This window comes from Lysinibacillus sp. fkY74-1 (assembly GCF_053165895.1).
This window is the reverse complement of the sequence record NZ_CP170173.1, coordinates 2,779,879-2,802,553: the sequence shown is the minus strand read 5'-3', so window position 1 is coordinate 2,802,553 and position 22,675 is coordinate 2,779,879. Positions and strand designations below refer to the sequence as shown.

Here is a 22,675-nt window from a genome sequence, read left to right as displayed (position 1 = left end):
CTGATTCACTGTGGGTGTCTTTGTATATTTAATCATTATGCTCCCGTTTCTTAGCTTTGCCCTTGTATTATCGCAGGGGAAAGGGATATTTTTAATTGCTGGCTTTAACACCATGTCATCAGATAAAAAAGATAAATATGACGAAGTAGCACTTGCAAAATTTATGGGGAAGATGATGTATGGCTACTGTTTTTGTGTACTTTTATGGGTGCTGAATGAAATATTTCAAACACAGTGGTTATTTATTGTAGGTCTTATTCTTTTCGTAGTACTTACGATGTTTTTAATGATTTATATGAACACGGGCAATCGATTTAAAAGATAAAATTATAAAAGGGGCTTGATCGCAAAAGCGATTTTGTATGAGAATCATTATTATTTATCAGAAATTCTGTTAAACAAGAGCGATGTCAATGGTAAAACTAGAAGGAGTGCTTGAGGGAAATTAGTAGCATCGAATATACGAATTTAAGTAGAACCTATGAAGCATGGTTCTCAAGAAGTTCGTATGCATTTAGAGGGGCAAATTCGTCATTATGCTGATCAAGTTGGTACAGCACAGGTAATTTATGAATACGGTACTAGTCGTCATCAATGGTAAAGCTAGTGCCGACTTAGTTGAACGTTTAGCGATTGAGCATTTTGATGCCGAAGCCTATCATTTAGACGTTCCAACAAGGGGTGGCGAGGATTTCAGCTTTTTATTGAAATGAAGTGCGAGGCTGTTTTGCATTAGTAGGCGCTGGAAATACTGAAAAAGCTACTCGTTGGGCACATCATATGGTCATTTTAATATTGACGAAGATGGTTTACGCATTGAAGCAGAATGAGATGTGCAATATGCCTTAACTTGACTAAAAGAAAATAAATAATAGGAAAACCATAAGCGACTATTAGAGGGGTTGTATAATTCCATCCTAGCTGGTCATAATATAAAAGATTTCACTTATGAAATCTATAATGATGAGGAGGATGAAAAATGAGTAGGTTCGAACAATTAGACCCCAAATCTCAAAAAATCCACCGCAACTGGTCAAGGATTAAGCGATCAAAATCGCAAGTAAACGGGGAAACGGAGATAACCCTTCATAACCGTCTCTTGCGAAGCGAAGCAAAGGCCCGTCAGTTTTAATCATGCTAGAAAAGTAAGTGTCATCAAGTCCAGAAAAATTTCTGGGCTTTTCTTTTTGTGTAAAATTTCATTAAATTATAATACGGTATAAGATGTATGAGGATTTTATCGAATAAAAAAGGGGAGAAGCAAACATGAATAATCCTATTCCTACCTACTTACAGTATTTTGCCAAAAGGATTCAACCATCAGAAGTGGTCGAATCACAATTACAGCTTTGCTCTAGTTCAAATAACACACAATTTGAAATTTGGTACTATGGTGATTTATTAACCTTAGAAGGAGAGGTTTTACCATTCATTTCAGGTTCGACTGCTAAAATAATTGCCAAGGACCCTTTGTCAGCAGAGGAGATTTTACTTTTTGATGCGACTCTACATGGTTATAATGCGTTGTTTTGCGATGACTATACTGAAGAACATCGTAGCAACCGTCCTCTTCAGCAATATAATATGCCCGCCACTGAAGTTGTCTTATCATTTTTCTACAATATTGATTATGACGAAGAAGCAGATGACTATGAGGTGGATAAACAAGGAAATGTTCAGTTAATGAATGGTAAAATAACAGACTGGGAGACGGTAAAAAGAAATGGCTATGATGCATTTATTTTTTATTACAAGAAAGAGGATGGTACGTTATTAGCATTTGCACAAGAAGAATTAGCATAGCGTGATAGGAATCAAATTAGATGCAACTGATTTATTTATATCGAGCCAAATGGTATGGTAGGCTTGCATGAAGTCCCTGAACCACCATTATTGATTGTTATCCGAGGTGAAGGCTGGGTTTGTGGTGAGGGTGGAAATAGTGTCGATATTCAAACAGGAGATGATGTTCTTTGGAGACAAGGACAAGCACATGAATCTGGCAGTACAAGAGGATTAACAGCACTTGTTATTCAGGGCAAACAAATTAATCTTACATCAATAAAAGTGTGGGAAAAGCACTAGGCAACGCAGAATCCTATGGTTGAAAAATATACGTCAATCGTTGCCAGATAAAAATATTCCAATGAGACCCATTGAAATCGGTGACAGAAGCGATTTGTATGACACAGTCTGATGTTTCGTGAGGTATGATTCCTTCATATGTATGATGCCAGCCTTGACTGGTCATTTCTTGTACAAAAGTAATGTCATTTTCTTGCATCTAACGTATAATAAGTGTCAACACTTTTCACCTGCTATTCCAATTTTTGTATTTATGTAACACACAATTAGATAGGGGGAAGACTTCATGCAAGTAGTTGAAAAAGCATTTGGCTATATTACGAGAGAGCATGAGGAACAAATTCAAGTTCTCGTCTTTGAACAAAATACAATAGGGGCAGGTATTCAAGTTCCCAAAGGTACGATAGAAGAAGGAGAAACACCATTAGAGGACGTAAAGAGGGAGATGTTGGAGGAGACAGGCCTAACAACACTTGTTGTCCAAGGGCTTATTGCACAGGATTATTTTAACCATCCATCAGGTGTTTTACAGAAACGCTATTTTTATCATTTAACCACTTCTGAGGAAACAAGGGAAACCTGGCAACATCATCCTACGGGTATGAATGAAGCAGATTTACTTTTTTCTTTTTACTGGATATCAGCTGAGCAAGATACTAAGTTAGCTAAGGGGCATGGCGATTATTTATATCGCGTGTTGGCTAAGGTGAAGTATTGAGCATGCAGAAAAACCGCGTCATTATGGGCGCGGTTTTTAACGTCTATTCCATTATGCTTTTGCAGCGACCTCTAAAGCTTGTGCGAAATCGGCTATTAAATCATCTACATGCTCGAGTCCTACAGAAAAGCGTAGAAGTCCATCTGTGATTCCGCGTTTGGCACGTTCCTCAGCCTCCATAGCGGCATGGCTCATCTTTGCTGGATACGAAAGAATGGATTCTACACCACCGAGTGAGACAGCGAAAACTGGAATTTTCATTGCCTCGACTAAAGCTTTTGCGGAAGCATAGTTCGGTAAGCGGAAGGATAAAACAGCTCCAGAGCTTGTACTTTGACGCTGATGGATGTCATAACCTGGATGTGACGAGAGGCCAGGGTAGTAGACTTGTTCAACCAGTGTATGTGTTGCTAAAAACTCAGCAATTTTTTGAGCAGATTGTGCAGAACGGCTAAAGCGTACATCTGTCGTTTTGATGTTCTGCAAGAGTGTGAATGAATCCTGTACTCCTAAAATATTGCCAAATGAATTTTGGATAAAGTATAAGTCCTCTCCTAGCTTTTCGTCAGCTGTTACTGTTAATCCTGCAATAATATCAGAATGCCCTGATAAAAACTTCGTCGCACTATGAATCACGACATCAACACCAAGCTCTAACGGGCGTTGATGTAATGGAGTCATAAAGGTATTATCCAAAAATGTGAGGCATTGATGTTGTTTGGCCAGTTCTACTACACCACGAATATCAGTAATGCCTAACGTTGGATTAGATGGTGTTTCTATATAAAGCAGCTTAGTAGTCGGTGTTATAGCGGCCTCCACGGCTGCTAAATCTGAGAAATCTACAAAAGTATGGGAAATCCCAAAACGCGGTAAAACCTTCGTCACAAAACGATATGTTCCACCATAAACATCTTCTGTCATCACGATATGATCGCCCTGTGACAACAGCATTAAAGCACCTGAAACAGCAGCAATCCCTGAGGAAAAGGCATGGGCACGTACTCCACCTTCAAGCTCTGCTATCGCTTTTTCTAGAGCATCGCGCGTAGGGTTACCTGAACGAGCATAATCATATTCGCCAAACTCATCTATACTCTCTTGGTGGAAAGTAGAGGAAAGATATATAGGAACATTGACTGCTCCTTTTTTATTTGAGTAGCCATCACGGACACCCGCGTGAATGAGGCTAGTTTCAATATGTTGCTTCATAATTATGCCTCTTTTCTAAGGATATCAAATACTTGTCGTAAGTCTGCAATTAAATCTTCTGCTTCCTCGATCCCAACTGAGAAACGTAGTAAACGATCGCAAACTCCTCGTTCAACTCGTTCTTCATAAGGCATATCTGCATGTGTTTGAGTAGCTGGGTAGGTAATAAAGCTTTCTACACCACCAAGACTTTCTGCAAAAGTAATTAACTTTAAGTTACGAAGGAATGGGTCAATCCATTCAGGCTTTTGTAAGCGGAATGACAGCATACCACCTTTTCCTGTGTAAAGGACGTCTGTAACTAGTGCCTCTTCCTCTAAATAAGCAGCAATAGCTTTGGCATTGGCATCATGTTGCTTTAAGCGAAGGTGCATTGTTTTTAAGCCGCGAATAAGTAACCAAGAGTCCATAGCACCAAGAACCATGCCGCTACCATTATGAATAAAACCAATGCGTTCAGCTAATTCGGTACCTTTAGCCACTACGATTCCAGCTAAGACATCATTATGTCCGCCAATATATTTTGTTGCAGAGTGAAGCACAATGTCTGCTCCCAAATCAATAGGGCGTTGGAAGTATGGTGTATAGAATGTATTATCAACAATTAGCAATGCACCATGCTTATGTGCAAGCTCAGCATATACTTGTAAATCAAATTCCTGCATAAGCGGATTCGTTGGTGTTTCGATGAATAATGCACGTGTATGTTCATTTATTAATGCTTCTACCTGTTCAACCGATTCAAATTTTGAATAAACAGGCTTGATATTATATGTCTCTTGGAAGAAGTTAAATAGTCTATATGTACCGCCATATAAATCATCTGGCACCACTAATTCATCGCCTGGTTTAAAAATGGATAATACTAATTGAATGGCAGCCATCCCAGAGCTACAGGCAAAGCCCATATCGCCACCCTCTAAATCAGCAAAGCCTGCTTCTAAAAGAGCACGAGTTGGATTTTTTGTGCGTGTGTAGTCAAAGCCTGTGGATTCCCCGATTCCAGCATGTTTATAAGCAGTCGATAAATGAATAGGTGGACTAACTGCTCCCGTGGTTGGGTCACTTAAATTGCCTAGTTGTACAAGTTTTGTTTCAATGCTTCTGTTTAATGTCATGACGTCACTCTTTTCTCCATTATGATGAAAAGCATGCTATTCGCTTTTCATTTAATAATAGTAATCTCAATAATTGTTACCAATTTAACATGGATATTCAAGAAGAACAAGGGTGATTTCAGAAAATTAGCTAGATTATTTTATGTTAATCACGTAGGAATAGTAGGGAATGGTGGGGGATAGATAAATACCGGTTCTACCAAGGAGGCTTTATGGTAGTATATAATTATTCATGGAGCAGAGGGGAAGCCTTGTGAGTATGTTTCTTTCAAATTAAAAAGAATCTGCCCCATCAGAATGAGACAGATTCAATCTAGTGATAGATTAGGCTTGTTCTTTTTTTAATAAATCGCGGATTTCTTTTAGGAGTTCTTCCTTAGCATCCAGTTCAGGAGTGGGTTCTTCCACGACAGCTTCTTCCTTTTTATTGGTAAGCTTCGTCATAATTCGTAAAGCCATAAAAATGGCAAATGCAATAATTAAAAAGTCAATAATTGATTGTAAAAATACGCCTAATTTGATTTGTGCGTCACCTGAGCCGTAGACAAAGCTTGCTGTTAAATCAATACCACCTGTTAACACACCGACTAATGGCATAATGATATTTTCAACTAAGGAGGTAACAATTTTACCGAAAGCACCACCAATGACAACTGCCACTGCTAAATCGATAATATTGCCTTTCATCGCAAATTCTTTAAAGTCTTTCCACAAAATAATATTCCTCCCTATTATTATCCTTAAAATTAATCAATTTGTATTTTACTATATTTTTCCCAAGTCTTTCAACTGCTTTCGTAGTGGAAATGATGTCCTATGATGCTAGGTTGTATGACATAAAAAAATTCACTACTTTTTTCGAAAAATTTGGTAATATGGAAGTAGAATACTAGATTAGGTGTGACTTATGGCTAAAAAAAAGAATAACAAACCGATGTTATCACCCGCCACAAAATTGGGTATGATAGCATTATTAATACCAATAGCAATAACCGTATATGTCCTTACTTTTTTCGCTTGGAAGGAGCTTCAAACCTTACCGATTTTTGAAAAGCTTGCCCAGGAAAAGGCCATAGAAGAAATTCAGGAGCAATTTGATATAAGCATTCCTGAGAAATTTATTCCCGTTTACATAGCAGCGGAGGAAAAGTATGGTGTACCGTGGACCTTACTTGCTGCACATCATCGCATTGAGACTCGTTTTTCTACGGTAAAAACAATGGTATCGTCAGCGGGAGCAGAAGGGCATATGCAATTCATGCCTTGCACATTTGTTGGTTGGAAGCATCCTACTTGTTCAGGTTTAGGGAAGGGGAACATTTCCAAAAACGAGTTAATGAGCCCGCAAACCATTGCGAAATATGGGGGCTATGGTGTTGATGCAAATGGGGATGGTATAGCAGATCCATATGACATAGAGGATGCAGTCTTTAGTGCAGCGAATTACTTGTCGAAATATGGTGCAGCAAAAGGAGAGATTAAAAAGGCAGTTTTTCAATATAATCACAGTGAGGAATATGTGGAAAATGTGTTGCATTACTATCAATTGTACAACGCTTATCATGATGAGTTAAAAGCGGCAGTTCTTTTACATCAAGAAAAATAAAGAGCCATCACATTGGATGGCTCTTCATCGCATATTTAAGTCGCTTTACGCATACCTTTTAGAATAAGGCTTACGATAAATATCAGCACGATAGCACCGATTAAAGCAGGGAATACGTAGAAATCACTAACTCTCCAACCCCAGTTCCCTAAAACCATACTACCAATCCAAGAACCGACAATCCCTGCAATAATATTACCGATGATACCACCAGGAACATCCTTACCTAAAATTACGCCTGCTAACCATCCAAGAATCCCTCCGATGATTAAATACCAAATGAAACTAATCATAATTTTCATCTCCTTAAAGTTAAGATATAATGGCGATTACTTAGTTATACCCTGAATGAAGCAGATTAAACGTTGCCATCTTTTTTAGTAATAATTACATGCTTTTATCAGGCTGTCGTTAAACCTTGCAGCTCTTCACCATGTCGATGAATCGTTAGCTAAAGTGACAGCCAAATCATCTGCATAAATTGTTGCAAAAATGCCTACATTACATAGAACAGCTTTTATATAATACATACACCGATTATCGCTTACTTCTATAGTATGTTTGCGCCTTCAAATCGTACCTAAAATACGTTCACCACCTTTCGAAATAAATGAATGAGCCTTTTCTAAAATTATTTGCAAAAACAGTCTATTCATTCGTAAAAATATTTTTGACTCATCTCCTCAATCGCCCACCCATAATTTGATGTAGCACATTCCTTATAGGAAGTCTTTTTAAATGGGTAATTTTATATTATTTGAATAGTTTGAAAAATAAACTAAAAAAGAGTATAATGAGAAAAAGGAGCGTGTTATATATGAATATGGCTGTAATGAAACGATTAAATCGTCAAGGACTACTAATTGCGGGCTTGCATTTGTTAGTTTTATTAAATCTAGCAGCGGATTTCCTTTACGCATCGTAATCAATTTAATAGAAAGGTGAATGAAATGTTTGTCCCATTTTAAAACAACCGTGTAGGCATAGTTAGTTAATTGCTCACGGTTGTTTTTATTTTAATGAAAGGAATTATTCTATTTCATGTCTAATACTTAGTACTTAAAAGGGAGGGATTAAATGACAACAAGGTGGGATGAATTGTTTTGTCATTTGGAACGGCCATTTGCTTGGTTGGATTTTGATGCACTTGATAAAAATATTCAAATTATACAGGATGCATGTGGGCGAAAGCCAATTCGTCTAGCAACAAAATCGATTCGTTCAGTAGAGGTGCTTCGTTATATTCAACAAAAACTTCCGAATGTAGTAGGGTTTATGACTTTTACAGCAGCAGAGACGGTTTTTTTATTGCAACAGCAATTTGATGATTTACTACTGGGCTATCCAGTAATGGAAGAGGCGGCTATACGTCAATTATTGTATTTTGTTCAAGAGGGGAAAACCGTTACGTTTATGGTTGATCGACAGGAACATATCGAACTATTATCCAAGTTAGGGAATGAAGTGGGTGTGCGCGTCCCAGTCTGCATTGATATTAATGTTTCAAATGATTTTAAATTATTGTATTTTGGTACGAAACGTTCATCATTATATTCCCTTGAGACGTTAACGCCATTTTTGCAAGCCACCAAAAATAGTCCTTCTATTGAAGTAGTCGGGGCTATGGGCTATGAGGCGCAAATCGCTGGTGTTGGTAATCGTCCAGCGAATGTTATAAAAGGTAGAGTAATAGAAGTCATGCAATCACAGGCGAAAAAGCAGGTCACCCAATTTCGTCGATTAGCTATCGCTCATATCAAGGCCTATTTTCCAACTTTACGTTTTGTAAATGGAGGAGGCTCAGGTAGTATGACCTACACAACTAAACAGAAAGAAGTAACTGAAATTACGGTAGGCTCTGCATTTTATGCCCCTGCTCTGTTTGACCAATTTACCCATTTGCGACTTGAAAAAGCAGCCGGATTTGCCTTACGTGTCACAAGACAGCCTGAAAAAAATATCGTTGTTTGTCATGGTGGAGGATATACCGCTTCAGGTGCGATTGGTAGCGATCGGTTACCTGTATTCTATGAACCTACCAAGTTTGCATATCTTAGCTTAGAAGGGGCAGGAGAGGTGCAAACACCCATTAAGGTCAAGGGGAAAAACATTCAAATTGGCGACACCATTTATTTTAGACATGCAAAGGCTGGGGAGCTTTGTGAGCGATTTCCATTATTACATGGTGTACGAGGGGACAAGTATGTAGGACCATTTACAACATACAGGGGGGATGGACAATGTTTTCTATAGAGAAGTGGAAGAATGGAGAAAAATGGACAAATTGGGCTGGGAATGTTATTTCTTACCCAAGTGAAATGTATTTACCTCATTCCATTGAGGAGGTTTCAATGATTGTAAAACATGCCCGGGAATCAGTAAAGACGATTCGTGTTACGGGGGCCGCACACTCATTTAGCGCTGTGGCAATGCCGGAGCATATAGCTATTTCCTTACATAATATGCGCGGATTAATCGCTGTGAATGAGGAAAAGCAGGAGGCTACATTATGGGCGGGAACCTATTTATATGAAATTGGACCAATGCTAGCAAAGCATGGATTTGCATTAATTAATATGGGAGATATTCAGGAGCAAACCATTGCAGGTGCAGTTTCAACGGGTACACACGGCACAGGGGTTACACTTGGTTCCTTGTCCTCGACCGTGATGTCGTGGGGGTTTGTGGATGGGACGGGAACTTATCAGGAGCATCGACGAGGACTGGACGATTTATCAGAAGCGCTTCATGTCTCGCTAGGAATGCTCGGTATTCTTGTCAAAGTAACTATTAAAGTCATGCCATTATATGGTCTTCATTATGTGGGGGCAAGAGATACATTAGCTAATGGACTCATCGGGTTTTCGGAGGATATCCAACAACATCGTCATGTGGAATGGTTTTATTTCCCTGGTAGTGAGACGATACAGGTGAAGCGAATGAATGTTGTTGCTCCTATCTATCAAAGTGAATGGAATAAGAAAATAGAAAACCTCAAGCTACAAATTGTAGAAAATGGTGCTTTTTTTGCTATGTCTGAGCTTTGTAGGTGGAAACCAGCTTTAAGTGGTGCCATGAGTAAAATAGCAGCAGCTAATGTAGTAGAAAGTGAAAGAATAGGTATAAGCTATGAAATTTATCCTTCACCTCGTAGTGTGAAGTTTCAGGAAAGTGAATATGCTATCCCATTATCTCAATTTGAAGCTTGTTTAGAGGAAATTCATGCAACCTTTAAAAAGGGCGTTTATAATGTTCATTTTCCATTAGAATGTCGAACAACGGCAGGGGAAGCTGGTTTTTTAAGCCCTACACAGGGGCGAGAGTCCGCCTTTATCGCCTTTCATATGTATAAAGGGATGTCAGAGGAGCCCTATTTTAAATGGGTGCATACTCTAATGCAAAAATATGAAGGTCGCCCACATTGGGGAAAACAACATCATTTAACGGCTCCAAAGGTTTATGAATTATATCCTGAAATTGAAAAATTTATAAACATTCGCCACCAATATGATCCCGATCATGTGTTTTTTACAGGATATTTAAAAAAGTTATTTCTATTGTAAGCGCTATCTCCTTCACTTTCCTTTCCAACTCTCTGTTCATATTTAGAAAACTATTGTTCTATATTTTAAAAAAATTAAAATTTGAACGAAATGTCAAAATTTTTATCAAAGCGAGATAAAACTGATGCTTAATCAGCATGTAAACGATTTCAATTTTGACAGATTTTTTGAATTGTTTAAACAATTCAAAAAATAGTGTTGACGAGACCTTTTTTTCGTACTATGATAACAACAATTTAACACGTTCGTTACAGCAGTAATACTTTAGAAAGCTGTTATCTATAAACAAAAAATAAAAAGACAGAAGATTGTGATTTTTGTATATAGCAACGAACATAGTATGGAAAGCAATAAATGAGGGGCGTTTAAAATGAGAAGTGACATGATAAAAGTAGGCGTAGATCGAGCGCCACATCGAAGTCTTTTATATGCAACAGGCAAAGTAAAAGCAAAAGATTTAGGAAAGCCATTTATTGGGGTTTGTAACTCTTATATCGACATAATACCAGGTCACGTTCATTTACGTACGTTCGCTGATGTTGTAAAAGAAGCCATTATTGAAGCGGGTGGTATTCCATTCGAATTTAATACAATTGGTGTCGATGATGGTATTGCAATGGGGCATATTGGTATGCGCTATTCATTACCAAGTCGTGAAATTATAGCAGACTCAGCTGAGACGGTTATTAATGCACACTGGTTTGATGGCGTATTTTATATTCCAAACTGTGACAAAATTACACCAGGTATGCTTATGGCAGCAGTTCGTACTAATGTACCATCGATTTTTGTGTCCGGTGGTCCAATGGAGGCCGGGACATCTGCATCAGGTAAACAGCTTTCATTAACTTCTGTTTTTGAAGGTGTAGGTGCTCATAAATCAGGAAATATGTCTGCTGAAGAGCTATTAGATATTGAAAATAATGCTTGTCCGACTTGCGGTTCCTGCTCAGGAATGTTTACCGCAAACTCTATGAACTGTTTAATGGAAATGCTTGGTGTTGCTTTACCAGGTAACGGAACAATCGTAGCTACTTCTGAAGAGCGTCATAAGCTGATTAAAGAAGCGGCGAAACAATTAATTCGTATGGTAAAGGAAGACATTAAGCCACGCGATATTATTACAAAAGAAGCAATCGACGATGCTTTTGCATTAGATATGGCTATGGGTGGCTCTACTAACACGGTTCTACATACATTAGCCATTGCCAATGAAGCGGAAATAGATTACAACATTGAGGATATTAATAAGGTCGCAGAACGAGTACCTTATTTAGCAAAAATCATGCCTGCTTCCGATATTTCAATGGATGATATTAATAAAGCTGGTGGCGTTAGTGCCATTATTAATGAATTGGTGTCTATCCCAGGTGCTATACATCCTAATCGTCCAACAGTGGCAGGGCTGACAATGGGTGAATTAGTCAAAGATCATCACATTACGAATAATCAAGTCATTCGAACGAAAGAAAATCCATATAGTGCTGTAGGCGGTTTATCGGTGTTATTCGGTAATATCGCGCCAGAGGGCTCAGTGATTAAAGTTGGTGCAGTAGATCCTTCCATCCAAGTATTCAAAGGTCAAGCCATCGTTTTTGATTCACAGGAGGCAGCACAAGAAAATATTGATAATGGAATAGTGAAAGAGGGCCATGTAGTCGTCATTCGCTATGAAGGTCCTAAAGGTGGCCCAGGAATGCCGGAAATGCTGGCACCAACATCTGCGATTCAAGGTCGTGGCCTTGGTACAAAGGTGGCATTGATTACAGATGGTCGTTTCTCAGGAGCATCACGTGGTATTTCAATCGGGCATATTTCACCAGAAGCTGCTGAAGGTGGTCCAATTGCTTTAGTAGAAGATGGAGATATGATTGAAATTGATCTACCAAATCGTACGATTAATTTACAAGTTTCAGAGGAAATTTTAGCTGAACGTCGTGCGAAATTACCAGTCTTTGAGCCTAAAATCAAACGAGGTTGGCTCGCAAGATATTCAAAATTAGTGACGAACGCTTCCACTGGTGGCGTTATGAAGATTTAAAACTAGATAAATGAAAACGTTGATGAGGTTAAAGGTTCTAGAGCCTTGTATCTACCAGAGAGCCGGTCGTGCTGGAAGCCGGCGATACAACTAGATCCGACATCCCCTCGGAGTGAGCTATTAAACGTGTTTACACTATTAGATAGCTTCGGGCATATTCGAAAGTGCTCGTTATTAATGAATAAATGTTTTATGACACCCTATTGGATGCGATATATTCCGCATTGGTGCATAAATGCTGTCATTTATTCGCGAGGTAGCAATTATTTGCTATAAAAAAGGGTGGTACCATGGAAAGTCTTTTTCATCCCTACGTAAGGTAGTTCTTTGCGTGTGGAGAAAAGGGCTTTTTATTATTTTCATAATGGCATGTGCTAACTCTCTTTCTTCAGGAGGAGAGCATAGACTAACCAGCTAGTGACACTTCATTAATCTACAACACTGATGTGTGAGTTTGAAAGAAATAAAGGAGGCATATTGATGAGTGCGAATGTTTCAATCAATGAAAAAGAACAATTAGCAACAACTGCAACAGTTGAGCAAACCTATCAAGCAAAGGACGGGGCCGATGTACTAGTGCAGGCATTGCATGATCAGGGTGTTGAAATCATCTTTGGCTATCCAGGTGGTGCTGTATTACCAATTTATGATGCGATGTATAAAAATCCAATCCGTCATATTTTAACAAGACATGAACAGGGTGCCATCCATGCGGCGGAAGGCTATGCGCGTGTTTCAGGGAAAACGGGTGTTGTTATTGCTACAAGTGGCCCAGGTGCAACAAACCTTGTCACAGGGATAGCCGATGCCATGATTGATTCTATACCTTTAGTGGTATTCACTGGTCAGGTTGCTACATCTGTTATTGGTACGGATGCTTTCCAAGAAGCAGATATTATGGGTATTACTACACCCATTACAAAGCACAATTATCAAGTACAAGATGTGAATGACATCCCACGTATAGTAAAAGAAGCTTTCCATATTGCCAGCACAGGTCGTAAGGGACCAGTGGTCGTGGATTTCCCAAAGGACGTTTCACAAATGTTATTTGATGTAGAGAATCCACCGCAAGCACCAGATGAAATTTATTTACCAGGCTATCAACCAACCTATAAACCTAACTATTTACAAATTCAAAAGGCGATACAAGCTATTTCTTTGGCAAAAAAACCAGTCATCTTAGCTGGTGCAGGTGTTCTTTTTGCTGACGCACGTGAAGAATTAACGGCATTTGCTGAAAAATATCGTATTCCAGTAACGAATACATTACTAGGCTTAGGCTCCATTCACGGTGAACATGAATTATTCCTAGGGATGGCCGGCATGCACGGTACGGCAACAGCAAACACAGCTATAACAAAGGCAGATTTATTACTTAATATTGGTGCTCGTTTTGATGATCGCTTAACAGGTAATTTAGCTACATTTGCACCAAATGCGACAATTGTTCATATCGATATTGATCCAGCAGAAATTGGTAAAAACGTACCGACAGATATCCCAATTGTGGCAGACGCAAAAGAAGCATTGAAAGCCGTACTGAAAAAGGATTTTGACGGTCCTGATACAACCGATTGGCTAGCCTTTTTAAAATCTCATGCCAATGATTATCCATTATGGTATTGCAAGAATGATCATGATCAAGAAATTTTACCACAAGAGGCATTGCGATTAGTTCATGAGATTACAGAGGGTGATGCCATTGTGACAACAGATGTTGGTCAGCATCAAATGTGGACAGCGCAATATTATCACTTAAACAACGATCATTCATGGGTAACGTCTGGTGGACTTGGTACGATGGGCTTCGGCTTCCCAGCCGCAATTGGTGCCCAATTTGCGAAGCCAGACAAAAAAGTTATTTCGATTGTAGGAGATGCAGGCTTTCAAATGACTGCACAGGAGCTGTCTATCCTACAGGAATTTAACTTACCAGTAAAAATAGTGATCTTGAATAATAGCTGTTTAGGAATGGTTCGCCAATGGCAAGAAACATTCTATGAAGAGCGTTATTCATCCTCACTTATGCCAATCCAACCGGATTTTGTTAAATTGGCGGATGCGTATAGTATTAAAGGCTATCGCATTAACACAATGGATGAAGCGGAAGCTATTTTCCGAGAGGCACTACTTTCTGATGAGCCTGTGTTAATTGATTGTCGTGTGAAACAGCTTGAATGTGTATACCCAATGGTAGCACCAGGCAAAGGCTTACATGAAATGATTGGGGTGAAAAAGAATTGAAACGAGTAATTACCGTAACTGTGATTAACCAAAGTGGTGTGTTAAACCGATTAACAGGTTTACTTATGAAACGTCAGTTTAATATTGAATCCATTACAGTTGGTCATACAGAGCAACCGAATTTTTCAAAAATGACCTTTGTTGTCAATGTAGAGGATGAACGCAAAATTGAACAACTGGTGAAGCAATTATCCAAACAAATTGATGTATTAAAGGTCAATGACATTACTGACAAATCGATTGTCCTGCGAGAACTAGCATTAGTAAAGGTTATTTCACCGCCAAATTTACGCTTGGAAATGAACTCGATTGTCGAACCGTTCCGCGCTCAAATAATTGACACAGCTAAAAATGTTGTGACATATCAGGTAGTTGGACACCCAGACAAAATAGATGCCTTTATTGAACTCATTCGACCATATGGCATTAAAGAACTTACACGTACAGGAGCAACAGCCTCAGTTCGTGAAACGCAAAAAATCTCAAATCCACAGCTCTCTATTTTAAAATAGTTTGCCTATAAAATTGAAGGTTTTAGATGCTGGCTTCTTAAATGGGCTGCATCTAGAGCTATGAAAATAAACTAAATTCTAGGAGGAAACAACAATGGCTACAATGTACTATGAACAAAATATTAACGAGGAAGTTTTAAAAGGAAAGAAAATCGCTATTATCGGATACGGCTCACAAGGTCATGCACATGCATTAAACCTTAAAGAATCAGGCTTTGACGTAGTGGTAGGGGTTCGTCCAGGTGGATCTTTCGATGCTGCTAAAGCAGATGGCGTTGACGTAAAAACAGTGGCTGAAGCAGCACAAGAAGCAGATGTGATCCAAATTTTACTACCAGATGAGCGACAAAAAGCTGTATATGAGGCAGAGATTGCTCCACATCTAGAAGCAGGGAAAGCCCTAATGTTTGCACACGGCTTCAATATTCACTTTGGGCAAATTACGCCACCAGCAGATGTAGACGTATTTTTAGTAGCACCAAAAGGGCCAGGGCATTTAGTTCGTCGTCAATTCCAAGAAGGTGCTGGTGTACCAGGTTTATTCGCTATCCATCAAGATGCAACAGGCCAAGCAAAAGATTTAGCACTTGCTTACGGTAAAGGCATTGGTGCCGCACGTGGTGGTCTTCTTGAAACAACATTTAAAGAAGAAACAGAAACAGATCTATTTGGCGAACAAGCAGTACTTTGTGGTGGTGCAACGCAGCTAGTAAAAGCAGGATTTGAAACATTAGTGGAAGCAGGCTACCAACCAGAATTAGCATATTTTGAAACACTACATGAGCTGAAACTTATTGTTGACTTAATGTTTGAAGGTGGAATGGCAACAATGCGTTACTCAGTATCAGATACAGCTGAGTGGGGAGATTATGTGGCAGGACCGCGCATCATCGATGAGTCTGTAAAAGCTCGTATGAAAGACGTGTTAACGGATATCCAAGATGGTACGTTTGCTCGCCGCTGGATTCAAGAAAATGAAAATGGTCGTCCTGAATATACAAAGTTCAAAGAAGCAGGTGCAAACCATCAAATCGAAGAAGTAGGTGCAAAACTACGTGAGATGATGCCATTCATCAACGAAGGTAAAGAAAAAGTGGTAAGAGAAGTGGCGACAAGTGCGAAAAATTGATATTTTCGATACTACGCTTCGCGATGGTGAACAATCTGCGGGGATTAATTTAAATACAGCAGAGAAAATAGAGATAGCTAAGCAGTTAGAGCGTCTTGGTGTGACAATTATTGAAGCAGGGTTTCCTGCTTCGTCACCAGGTGACTTTGATGCAGTCCATCGCATTGCTGAAACAGTAAAAAATTCAGTCGTAACGGGTCTTGCCCGGTGTATTCAAAAGGATATTGATACGACATGGGAAGCTATTAAAGGTGCTCAACAGCCACATATTCATATTTTTCTAGCTACTTCGCCTATTCATATGGAATACAAGCTGAAAAAATCACCAGAACAAGTGATTGAGCAAGCGGTTGAAGCGGTTAAATATGCGAAAAAATATTTTCCACTTGTACAATGGTCTGCTGAGGATGCGTTCCGTTCAGATCGTGAATTTTTAGTACGAATTATGAATGAGGTAGTTACCGCAGGTGCAACAACGATTAACGTTCCTGACACAGTCGGCTATGCCTCTCCATACGAATATGGTGCTCTATTTAAGTATCTGCTGGAAAACGTAAAAGGTGCTGATAAAGTCAAGTTCTCTGCCCATTGTCATGACGACTTAGGAATGGCAACGGCCAACACGTTGGCGGCAATTGAAAATGGTGCTGGACAAGTGGAAGGAACAATTAATGGCATTGGAGAGCGAGCAGGGAATGTAGCGTTAGAAGAGATTGCCGTGGCACTTCATATTCGCAAGGATTATTATCAGGTAGAAACAGGGATACAGCTGCAAGAGATTAAACGTACGTCCCAATTAGTCAGTAAATTGACAAACGTCGTGATTCAGCCAAACAAAGCGATTGTTGGGAGAAATGCATTTGCACATGAATCTGGTATTCACCAGGACGGTGTGTTAAAAAATCCAGAAACTTATGAAATTATTTCACCTGCACTTATCGGTGAGGGAGAAATACCTTTAGTTCTTGGAAAACATTCTGGTCGAGCAGCCTTCCGTGATCGAGCTGAAACATTGGGCTTTGATCTATCAGATGAAAAGTTAAATAAGGCATTTGTAGAATTTAAAAAATTGGCGGATCGTAAAAAGGAAATTACAGAGGAAGATTTGCTGACTTTACTTACAGAACAGCAAATCCAATTAGAAGATGTACCACTATTTGAATTGAAAATGGTTCAAGTGCAATACGGTACAGAAAATATTCCGACGGCCACAGCCATTGTGCTAACACCAGAAGGATTAGAGAAAACGGTAGTTGCCACTGGGGCTGGTTCAGTAGAAGCCATTTTTAACACGCTAGAGCAGCTAGTGCCAAATGCTGTTCATGTGATTGATTACCGTGTGACATCAGTCGGTAAAGGCCGTGACGCACTTGGTGAAGCTGTCGTAAATATTCGTTATGATCATGTATCGACGACTGGCCGCAACTCCTCTCAGGATGTTTTGGAAGCATCGGCAAAAGCTTATTTAAATGCTATTAACCGTCATTTAATAAAAGAAAGTCTTCGTGCACATCCAGTTTAAATAATCGTCCTGTTTTATAAGTAGTGAAATGTGTGAGGTTCATTCACAAGTCGGATGCAATAATCATGGCGTATAGGTTAATCAAGAAAAATTGAATACGCTCACCACCCATTAATTTGGTGAGCGTTTTTACTAAATTAGCGAATGCGCTATACAAAGAAGGGTGTTTTGATGATGGAGAAAAAAATTACAGTACTTCCTGGTGATGGAATTGGGCCAGAGGTTGTTGCTTCTGCTGTGCGTGTATTACAAGTGATTGGTAAACGATTTAATCATACTTTCCATTTAGGGTATGGAACAATCGGGGGCGCTGCCATTGACCAACATAATAATCCACTACCAGATGAGACAATTGAGATGTGTGAGAATAGTGATGCGATTCTACTAGGAGCTGTAGGTGGACCAAAGTGGGATCAGAATCCACCAGAATTACGCCCTGAAAAGGGATTATTGCGAATCCGCAAACACTTTGATTTATTTGCTAATCTGCGTCCTGTAAAGGCGTTCCCGAGTTTACTAGATGCTTCTCCATTGAAGCGTGAAGTAGCAGAAAACGTTGATTTAGTGATTGTTCGTGAACTAACAGGGGGCGTATACTTCGGGGAACCACGTATGCGTACTGAAAATGGCGCAATTGATACAACTGTTTACTCGAAAGTGGAAGTTGAGCGTATCGTTGAAAATGCCTTTGAGCTAGCACGTTTACGTGGAGGCAAGTTATGCTCTGTTGACAAGGCAAATGTTCTTGAAACAAGTCGTTTATGGCGAGAAGTCGTAGAAGCAAAGAAAAAAGATTATCCAGATGTAGTAGTAGAGCATAACCTAGTGGATTCTGTAGCGATGAAACTTATTACAAATCCTGGACACTATGATGTAGTAGTTACGGAAAACATGTTTGGGGATATTTTAAGTGATGAAGCATCAGTCATTACAGGTTCTCTAGGTGTATTACCATCGGCATCTATTCGTGGAGATAATTTTGGCTTATATGAACCAGTACATGGGTCAGCACCTGAGATTGCTGGTCAAGGAGTGGCAAATCCTGCAGCAACCATACTTTCTGTAGCGATGATGCTTCAATACTCATTTGGCTTGAAGGAAGAGGCATCAGAAATTGAACGTGCTGTAAGTGCGGTATTTGATGATGGTTATTTTACAGCAGATCTTGCTCGTAATGGCAGTCGAGTTTTATCAACGAATGAATGGACAGACAAGGTTATGAATGAAATTGATACTAGTTTTGTTTCACAAAGTATTATGACAACATATATTTAAAGAAATAGGTGAAGATAATGGGCAAAAATATAATTGAAAAGATTTGGGATAAACATGTTGTTTATCAGGAAGAGGGCAAACCGGACCTGTTATATATTGATCTTCATTTAATTCATGAAGTAACTTCTCCGCAAGCTTTTGAAGGGCTTCGGATGAATGGTCGTCAAGTACGTCGTCCAGATTTAAGCTTTGCGACAATGGATCATAATGTTCCAACAAAAAATCTACCAACAATCCGTGATCCGATTGCACGCAACCAAATTGAAACTCTAGCCAAAAATGCTGAAGAGTTTGGTGTTGAGCTGGCAGGTATGGGCCATCCTGATCAAGGAATTGTCCATGTTATTGGACCAGAGCTAGGACTTACACAGCCAGGTAAAACAATTGTCTGCGGTGATTCACATACATCTACACATGGTGCATTTGGGGCGATTGCCTTTGGTATTGGAACTTCTGAGGTAGAGCATGTATTATCGACGCAAACGTTATGGCAAAATAAGCCAAAGACAATGGAAATTCGTGTTGAAGGGGAGCTATCAGTCGGAGTTGCCGCTAAAGATATTATTTTAGCCATTATTGCAAAGTTCGGAATTGGCGTTGGCACAGGATATATTGTGGAATTTACTGGAGAGGCTATCCACAAACTGTCCATGGAAGAACGGATGACGATTTGTAATATGTCGATTGAGGCTGGTGCCAAGGCAGGGCTTATATCTCCTGATCAAATAACTGTAGACTATATTCGAGGTCGTAAATATGCTCCACAAGGCGAACAATTTGAGGAAGCGGCTAACTATTGGTTAAGCCTTGCCTCTGATGAAGATGCTACTTACGATACAGTCCGTATTATTCATGCAGAAGAAATCGAACCTATCATTACATGGGGGACAAATCCATCGATGGGTACGGGTGTTTCTGGCCACGTCCCAACACTAGCAGACTATAAGGATGAATCCGATAAAGCTGCGCTTCAAAAAGCACTTGATTATATGGGCTTAGAGGAAGGGCAACCATTAACGTCCATTGATATCCAGCATGTCTTTATTGGCTCCTGTACAAATTCGCGTATGAGCGATTTACGTGCAGCTGCAAATGTTATTAAAGGAAGAAAGGTACATGGCGATGTTACAGCAATCGTTGTACCAGGCTCTTATTCTACGAAAAAACAAGCAGAGGCAGAAGGTTTGGATAAAATCTTTATAGATGCCGGCTTTGAATGGCGGGAGTCGGGTTGCTCTATGTGTTTAGCAATGAATGATGATGTAGTCCCAGCGGGTGAACGCTGTGCTTCAACGTCCAACCGCAACTTTGAAGGACGTCAGGGAGCGGGTTCTCGTACACATTTGGTATCGCCACCAATGGCAGCCGCAGCGGCGATTGCAGGCCATTTTGTAGATGTACGTGAATTTGTAAAGGAAACTGTGTGAAGCTTGTTTTTACATGGAAGGGATGTTGAAAATGGAACCAATTAATATCGTAAATAGTGTCATTACACCACTTGATCGCAAAAATGTTGATACCGACCAAATTATTTCAAAAGAGTTTTTAAAGCGTATTGAGCGCACAGGTTTTGGACAGTTTTTATTTTATCACTGGCGCTTTGATGCAGATGGTAATGAAATAAAAGACTTTGTATTAAATAAACCAGAATTTAAAGAGTCAAAAATTCTAGTGGCACAGGATAATTTCGGCTGTGGTTCTTCGCGAGAGCACGCACCATGGGCCATTTTGGATTATGGATTTAATGTTGTCATTGCGCCTTCCTTTGCAGATATTTTCCATAATAACTGCTTTAAAAATGGCATTCTTCCTATTAAGCTAACAGAAGCGGAATGTGATGAAATCCTAGCCAAGGGTAAAGCAAATCCATATGCAGTGGAAGTGAATCTTGCGGCACAAACGGTGTCTGATGGTGATGGGACAGTCTATCATTTCACAATAGATCCGTACTATAAGGAAACCTTGCTAAATGGTTGGGATGAAATTGCCTTAACGTTTAAATACGAAGACCATATTGCTGCATATGAAGAGAAGCGGGTAGCCTATTAATATATTTTTGTAGACTGAAGACAAACTGAGCGTTGTCTTCAGTTTTTTTATGCGTTAGCAAATATCCATCCTAGCATTTATGGATAGAATGTGAATAACAGTAAATTTAACAAGAATATTCTGAATATAAACATTGTGAATAAATGGTATATTTTGATAATGTGGAAGTAGCAAGTTATTTGAAAGGAGAATAGATAATGATAACTTATTCAGTTTCCTGTATTTTTTGTAAAAAGACGTTTGAGGTTGTGGAAGGGACAAGGAAATATACCTTGTATAAAAGGAATATGAAAGGAAAATTCTCCTGCGAGGATTGTGATAGTAGAATTGAACATGAGGCTAGAAAAGGATTGTTAGGAAAACTTTAAAAAGGCCTTTAACATACCCTGTCCCTGACCTTGGTTCTCCATTAAAATAGAGCTTAGAAGGAAGGTAGGGAAATCAATGATTACAGTTATAGGAAGTCTAAATATGGATTTAGTTGTACAAATGAATGCTTTTCCAAAGCAAGGAGAAACCATTCTCGGTCATGCATTTCAAACAGTTCCAGGAGGAAAGGGGGCAAATCAGGCAGTGGCTGCTTCTCGACTGGGAAGTGACGTGGCGATGATTGGCTGCGTCGGTCAGGATAGTTTTGGTGAAACATTATGTGCGGGTTTGCAGCAAGAGCGAGTAAACACAGAAGCCATTGTTCATAGTGCTACAGCTCCAACAGGCATTGCTAATATTCTTATTTACAATCAAGATAATCGTATAGTAGTAGTGCCTGGTGCAAACTATGAATTAGCACCTTCACATATAGAGGCATCAAAAGAGCTGATACAAAAAAGCCAAATGGTGATCATTCAACTGGAAATTCCAAAAGAAACAACAGCATATGCCATTCAACTTTGTAAAGAAGCAGGAGTGCCAGTATTGTTAAATCCTGCACCAGCAGCAAATTTTGATAAACAGTGGATGAAGGATATCGCCTATTTAACACCAAATGAAACAGAATGTGCAGAAATTTTTAATGAGCCCGTCGATCAGCTACTAGAAAAGTATCCTAATAAGCTTATTATAACGCTAGGTAGTGATGGTGCGCGTTATTTTGATGGGACATTTCCCAGTCATATCCCAGGCTATATGACGACAGCTGTGGATACAACAGGTGCAGGTGATACCTTTAACGGTGCACTAGCTCATGCCTTAGTAGAGGGTCAATCATTGGATGAGGCAGTGTACTTTGCTAATCTTGCTGCCTCATTGTCTGTTGAAAAGTTTAGTGCACAAGGAGGGATGCCTACACTTGGGGAAGTATACGCGCGTATGGCGGGTCTAGGTGAATAGTATGCCTATAGGAATAAGAGAGAACTGGATAGCTGTAATAAAGCATAATTTTGATGGCAATTTTAGTAAAATTCATCAAATGGGCTATTTCTTTTAGTCTGAATTGTGAATGAAATGTGAAATGAACATTGTAGTGATATAAGGATGAATTCCTATTTGCCTTATAAATGCATAAGTATATTGTCCTCTTTTCGTTGATCTATATATTAGTAAAGCATTAGTTTCATTTATAATGGTCTTATAGATGCATACGAAAAGAGGTTTTGAGG

At 39.3% G+C, this 22,675-nt stretch carries 22 protein-coding genes; 18 read left to right on the top strand and 4 right to left on the bottom strand.

Going from position 1 to position 22,675, the window contains the following annotated elements; all coding sequences use genetic code 11:
- The first annotated feature begins 10 nt into the window (after window positions 1–10).
- The 6 genes from ACE1MS_RS13720 to ACE1MS_RS13695 all read left to right on the top strand — a co-directional run bounded on the left by ACE1MS_RS13720 (window position 11) and on the right by ACE1MS_RS13695 (window position 2,803).
- Complete coding sequence (locus tag ACE1MS_RS13720) at window positions 11–325, top strand: DUF3784 domain-containing protein (RefSeq protein ID WP_012294961.1); 315 nt, start codon at window positions 11–13, stop codon at window positions 323–325.
- Window positions 326–569: 244 nt separating this feature from the next.
- A complete protein-coding gene (locus ACE1MS_RS13715) occupies window positions 570–713 on the top strand; it encodes a hypothetical protein (RefSeq protein ID WP_012294959.1) in 144 nt (47 codons plus the stop codon).
- A gap of 266 nt (window positions 714–979) precedes the next feature.
- Window positions 980–1,132, top strand: coding sequence for a YpzG family protein (locus ACE1MS_RS13710; protein WP_004231380.1), 153 nt, complete (start codon window positions 980–982; stop codon window positions 1,130–1,132).
- A 134-nt stretch (window positions 1,133–1,266) separates the two neighbouring features.
- Window positions 1,267–1,803, top strand: a complete 537-nt coding sequence (locus tag ACE1MS_RS13705; protein WP_031416254.1) for a hypothetical protein — start codon at window positions 1,267–1,269, stop codon at window positions 1,801–1,803.
- Between the two features lie 54 nt (window positions 1,804–1,857).
- Window positions 1,858–2,085 (top strand): hypothetical protein, encoded by a 228-nt coding sequence (locus ACE1MS_RS13700; protein ID WP_012294955.1) that lies wholly within the window; start codon window positions 1,858–1,860, stop codon window positions 2,083–2,085.
- A 286-nt stretch (window positions 2,086–2,371) separates the two neighbouring features.
- Window positions 2,372–2,803 carry an NUDIX hydrolase gene (locus tag ACE1MS_RS13695; RefSeq protein ID WP_447402416.1) on the top strand — a complete coding sequence of 144 codons (432 nt, stop codon included), beginning with the start codon at window positions 2,372–2,374 and terminating at the stop codon, window positions 2,801–2,803.
- Window positions 2,804–2,854: 51 nt separating this feature from the next.
- On the opposite strand, the gene ACE1MS_RS13690 is transcribed toward ACE1MS_RS13695, so the two are convergent.
- The 3 genes from ACE1MS_RS13690 to mscL form a co-directional block, all read right to left on the bottom strand.
- A complete protein-coding gene (locus ACE1MS_RS13690) occupies window positions 2,855–4,015 on the bottom strand; it encodes an aminotransferase class I/II-fold pyridoxal phosphate-dependent enzyme (protein WP_012294953.1) in 1,161 nt (386 codons plus the stop codon).
- Window positions 4,016–4,017: 2 nt separating this feature from the next.
- Entirely contained in the window at window positions 4,018–5,133 is a 1,116-nt protein-coding gene (locus tag ACE1MS_RS13685; protein ID WP_012294952.1) for a methionine biosynthesis PLP-dependent protein, read from the bottom strand.
- 324 nt (window positions 5,134–5,457) lie between these two features.
- Window positions 5,458–5,847: a large conductance mechanosensitive channel protein MscL gene (mscL, locus tag ACE1MS_RS13680; protein WP_008180473.1), complete on the bottom strand. Its 390-nt coding sequence runs from the start codon at window positions 5,845–5,847 to the stop codon at window positions 5,458–5,460.
- Window positions 5,848–6,040: 193 nt separating this feature from the next.
- Between mscL and ACE1MS_RS13675 the strand changes: the two genes are divergently transcribed.
- Window positions 6,041–6,739, top strand: a complete 699-nt coding sequence (locus tag ACE1MS_RS13675; protein WP_031416249.1) for a lytic transglycosylase domain-containing protein — start codon at window positions 6,041–6,043, stop codon at window positions 6,737–6,739.
- A 35-nt stretch (window positions 6,740–6,774) separates the two neighbouring features.
- Here ACE1MS_RS13675 and ACE1MS_RS13670 read toward each other — a convergent pair whose 3' ends face one another.
- Entirely contained in the window at window positions 6,775–7,032 is a 258-nt protein-coding gene (locus tag ACE1MS_RS13670) for a GlsB/YeaQ/YmgE family stress response membrane protein (protein ID WP_004231402.1), read from the bottom strand.
- Window positions 7,033–7,816: 784 nt separating this feature from the next.
- Between ACE1MS_RS13670 and ACE1MS_RS13665 the strand changes: the two genes are divergently transcribed.
- The 11 genes from ACE1MS_RS13665 (at window position 7,817) to rbsK (ending at window position 22,406) form a co-directional block, all read left to right on the top strand.
- Window positions 7,817–8,992, top strand: a complete 1,176-nt coding sequence (locus ACE1MS_RS13665; RefSeq protein ID WP_012294948.1) for an amino acid deaminase/aldolase — start codon at window positions 7,817–7,819, stop codon at window positions 8,990–8,992.
- Window positions 8,980–10,302 carry a D-arabinono-1,4-lactone oxidase gene (locus ACE1MS_RS13660; RefSeq protein ID WP_012294947.1) on the top strand — a complete coding sequence of 441 codons (1,323 nt, stop codon included), beginning with the start codon at window positions 8,980–8,982 and terminating at the stop codon, window positions 10,300–10,302. The genes ACE1MS_RS13665 and ACE1MS_RS13660 overlap by 13 nt, the downstream gene beginning before the upstream one ends.
- Before the next feature lie 370 nt (window positions 10,303–10,672).
- Entirely contained in the window at window positions 10,673–12,343 is a 1,671-nt protein-coding gene (gene ilvD / locus ACE1MS_RS13655; RefSeq protein WP_031416245.1) for a dihydroxy-acid dehydratase, read from the top strand.
- Window positions 12,344–12,823: 480 nt separating this feature from the next.
- Complete coding sequence (ilvB, locus tag ACE1MS_RS13650) at window positions 12,824–14,590, top strand: biosynthetic-type acetolactate synthase large subunit (protein ID WP_036164059.1); 1,767 nt, start codon at window positions 12,824–12,826, stop codon at window positions 14,588–14,590.
- Window positions 14,587–15,102, top strand: coding sequence for an acetolactate synthase small subunit (gene ilvN, locus ACE1MS_RS13645; RefSeq protein ID WP_031416242.1), 516 nt, complete (start codon window positions 14,587–14,589; stop codon window positions 15,100–15,102). The genes ilvB and ilvN overlap by 4 nt, the downstream gene beginning before the upstream one ends.
- 94 nt (window positions 15,103–15,196) lie before the next feature.
- Window positions 15,197–16,231 carry a ketol-acid reductoisomerase gene (gene ilvC / locus ACE1MS_RS13640; RefSeq protein ID WP_012294943.1) on the top strand — a complete coding sequence of 345 codons (1,035 nt, stop codon included), beginning with the start codon at window positions 15,197–15,199 and terminating at the stop codon, window positions 16,229–16,231.
- Entirely contained in the window at window positions 16,218–17,753 is a 1,536-nt protein-coding gene (locus tag ACE1MS_RS13635) for a 2-isopropylmalate synthase (protein WP_099805317.1), read from the top strand. The genes ilvC and ACE1MS_RS13635 overlap by 14 nt, the downstream gene beginning before the upstream one ends.
- Before the next feature lie 174 nt (window positions 17,754–17,927).
- Window positions 17,928–19,028, top strand: coding sequence for a 3-isopropylmalate dehydrogenase (leuB, locus tag ACE1MS_RS13630; protein ID WP_036162816.1), 1,101 nt, complete (start codon window positions 17,928–17,930; stop codon window positions 19,026–19,028).
- A gap of 17 nt (window positions 19,029–19,045) precedes the next feature.
- On the top strand, window positions 19,046–20,455 hold the full coding sequence (leuC, locus tag ACE1MS_RS13625) for a 3-isopropylmalate dehydratase large subunit (protein ID WP_036164057.1): 1,410 nt from the start codon (window positions 19,046–19,048) through the stop codon (window positions 20,453–20,455).
- A gap of 31 nt (window positions 20,456–20,486) precedes the next feature.
- Window positions 20,487–21,077, top strand: coding sequence for a 3-isopropylmalate dehydratase small subunit (gene leuD / locus ACE1MS_RS13620; protein ID WP_031416237.1), 591 nt, complete (start codon window positions 20,487–20,489; stop codon window positions 21,075–21,077).
- Window positions 21,078–21,521: 444 nt separating this feature from the next.
- Window positions 21,522–22,406, top strand: a complete 885-nt coding sequence (gene rbsK / locus ACE1MS_RS13615; RefSeq protein ID WP_031416235.1) for a ribokinase — start codon at window positions 21,522–21,524, stop codon at window positions 22,404–22,406.
- The last annotated feature ends 269 nt before the right edge of the window (window positions 22,407–22,675 follow it).

Bases quoted from the DNA above. Each gene is read 5' to 3' on its own strand.
- ACE1MS_RS13660 (WP_012294947.1), top strand. From the start codon at position 8,980: ATGTTTTCTATAGAGAAGTGGAAGAATGGAGAAAAATGGACAAATTGG.
- ACE1MS_RS13675 (WP_031416249.1), top strand. From the start codon at position 6,041: ATGGCTAAAAAAAAGAATAACAAACCGATGTTATCACCCGCCACAAAA.
- ilvD (WP_031416245.1), top strand. From the start codon at position 10,673: ATGAGAAGTGACATGATAAAAGTAGGCGTAGATCGAGCGCCACATCGA.
- leuD (WP_031416237.1), top strand. From the start codon at position 20,487: ATGGAACCAATTAATATCGTAAATAGTGTCATTACACCACTTGATCGC.
- rbsK (WP_031416235.1), top strand. From the start codon at position 21,522: ATGATTACAGTTATAGGAAGTCTAAATATGGATTTAGTTGTACAAATG.
- leuB (WP_036162816.1), top strand. From the start codon at position 17,928: ATGGAGAAAAAAATTACAGTACTTCCTGGTGATGGAATTGGGCCAGAG.
- ACE1MS_RS13665 (WP_012294948.1), top strand. From the start codon at position 7,817: ATGACAACAAGGTGGGATGAATTGTTTTGTCATTTGGAACGGCCATTT.
- ACE1MS_RS13700 (WP_012294955.1), top strand. From the start codon at position 1,858: ATGGTAGGCTTGCATGAAGTCCCTGAACCACCATTATTGATTGTTATC.
- ACE1MS_RS13695 (WP_447402416.1), top strand. From the start codon at position 2,372: ATGCAAGTAGTTGAAAAAGCATTTGGCTATATTACGAGAGAGCATGAG.
- ACE1MS_RS13670 (WP_004231402.1), bottom strand. From the start codon at position 7,032: ATGATTAGTTTCATTTGGTATTTAATCATCGGAGGGATTCTTGGATGG.
- leuC (WP_036164057.1), top strand. From the start codon at position 19,046: ATGGGCAAAAATATAATTGAAAAGATTTGGGATAAACATGTTGTTTAT.
- ACE1MS_RS13690 (WP_012294953.1), bottom strand. From the start codon at position 4,015: ATGAAGCAACATATTGAAACTAGCCTCATTCACGCGGGTGTCCGTGAT.
- ACE1MS_RS13710 (WP_004231380.1), top strand. From the start codon at position 980: ATGAGTAGGTTCGAACAATTAGACCCCAAATCTCAAAAAATCCACCGC.
- ACE1MS_RS13715 (WP_012294959.1), top strand. From the start codon at position 570: ATGAATACGGTACTAGTCGTCATCAATGGTAAAGCTAGTGCCGACTTA.
- ACE1MS_RS13705 (WP_031416254.1), top strand. From the start codon at position 1,267: ATGAATAATCCTATTCCTACCTACTTACAGTATTTTGCCAAAAGGATT.
- ilvB (WP_036164059.1), top strand. From the start codon at position 12,824: ATGAGTGCGAATGTTTCAATCAATGAAAAAGAACAATTAGCAACAACT.
- ACE1MS_RS13685 (WP_012294952.1), bottom strand. From the start codon at position 5,133: ATGACATTAAACAGAAGCATTGAAACAAAACTTGTACAACTAGGCAAT.
- ilvC (WP_012294943.1), top strand. From the start codon at position 15,197: ATGGCTACAATGTACTATGAACAAAATATTAACGAGGAAGTTTTAAAA.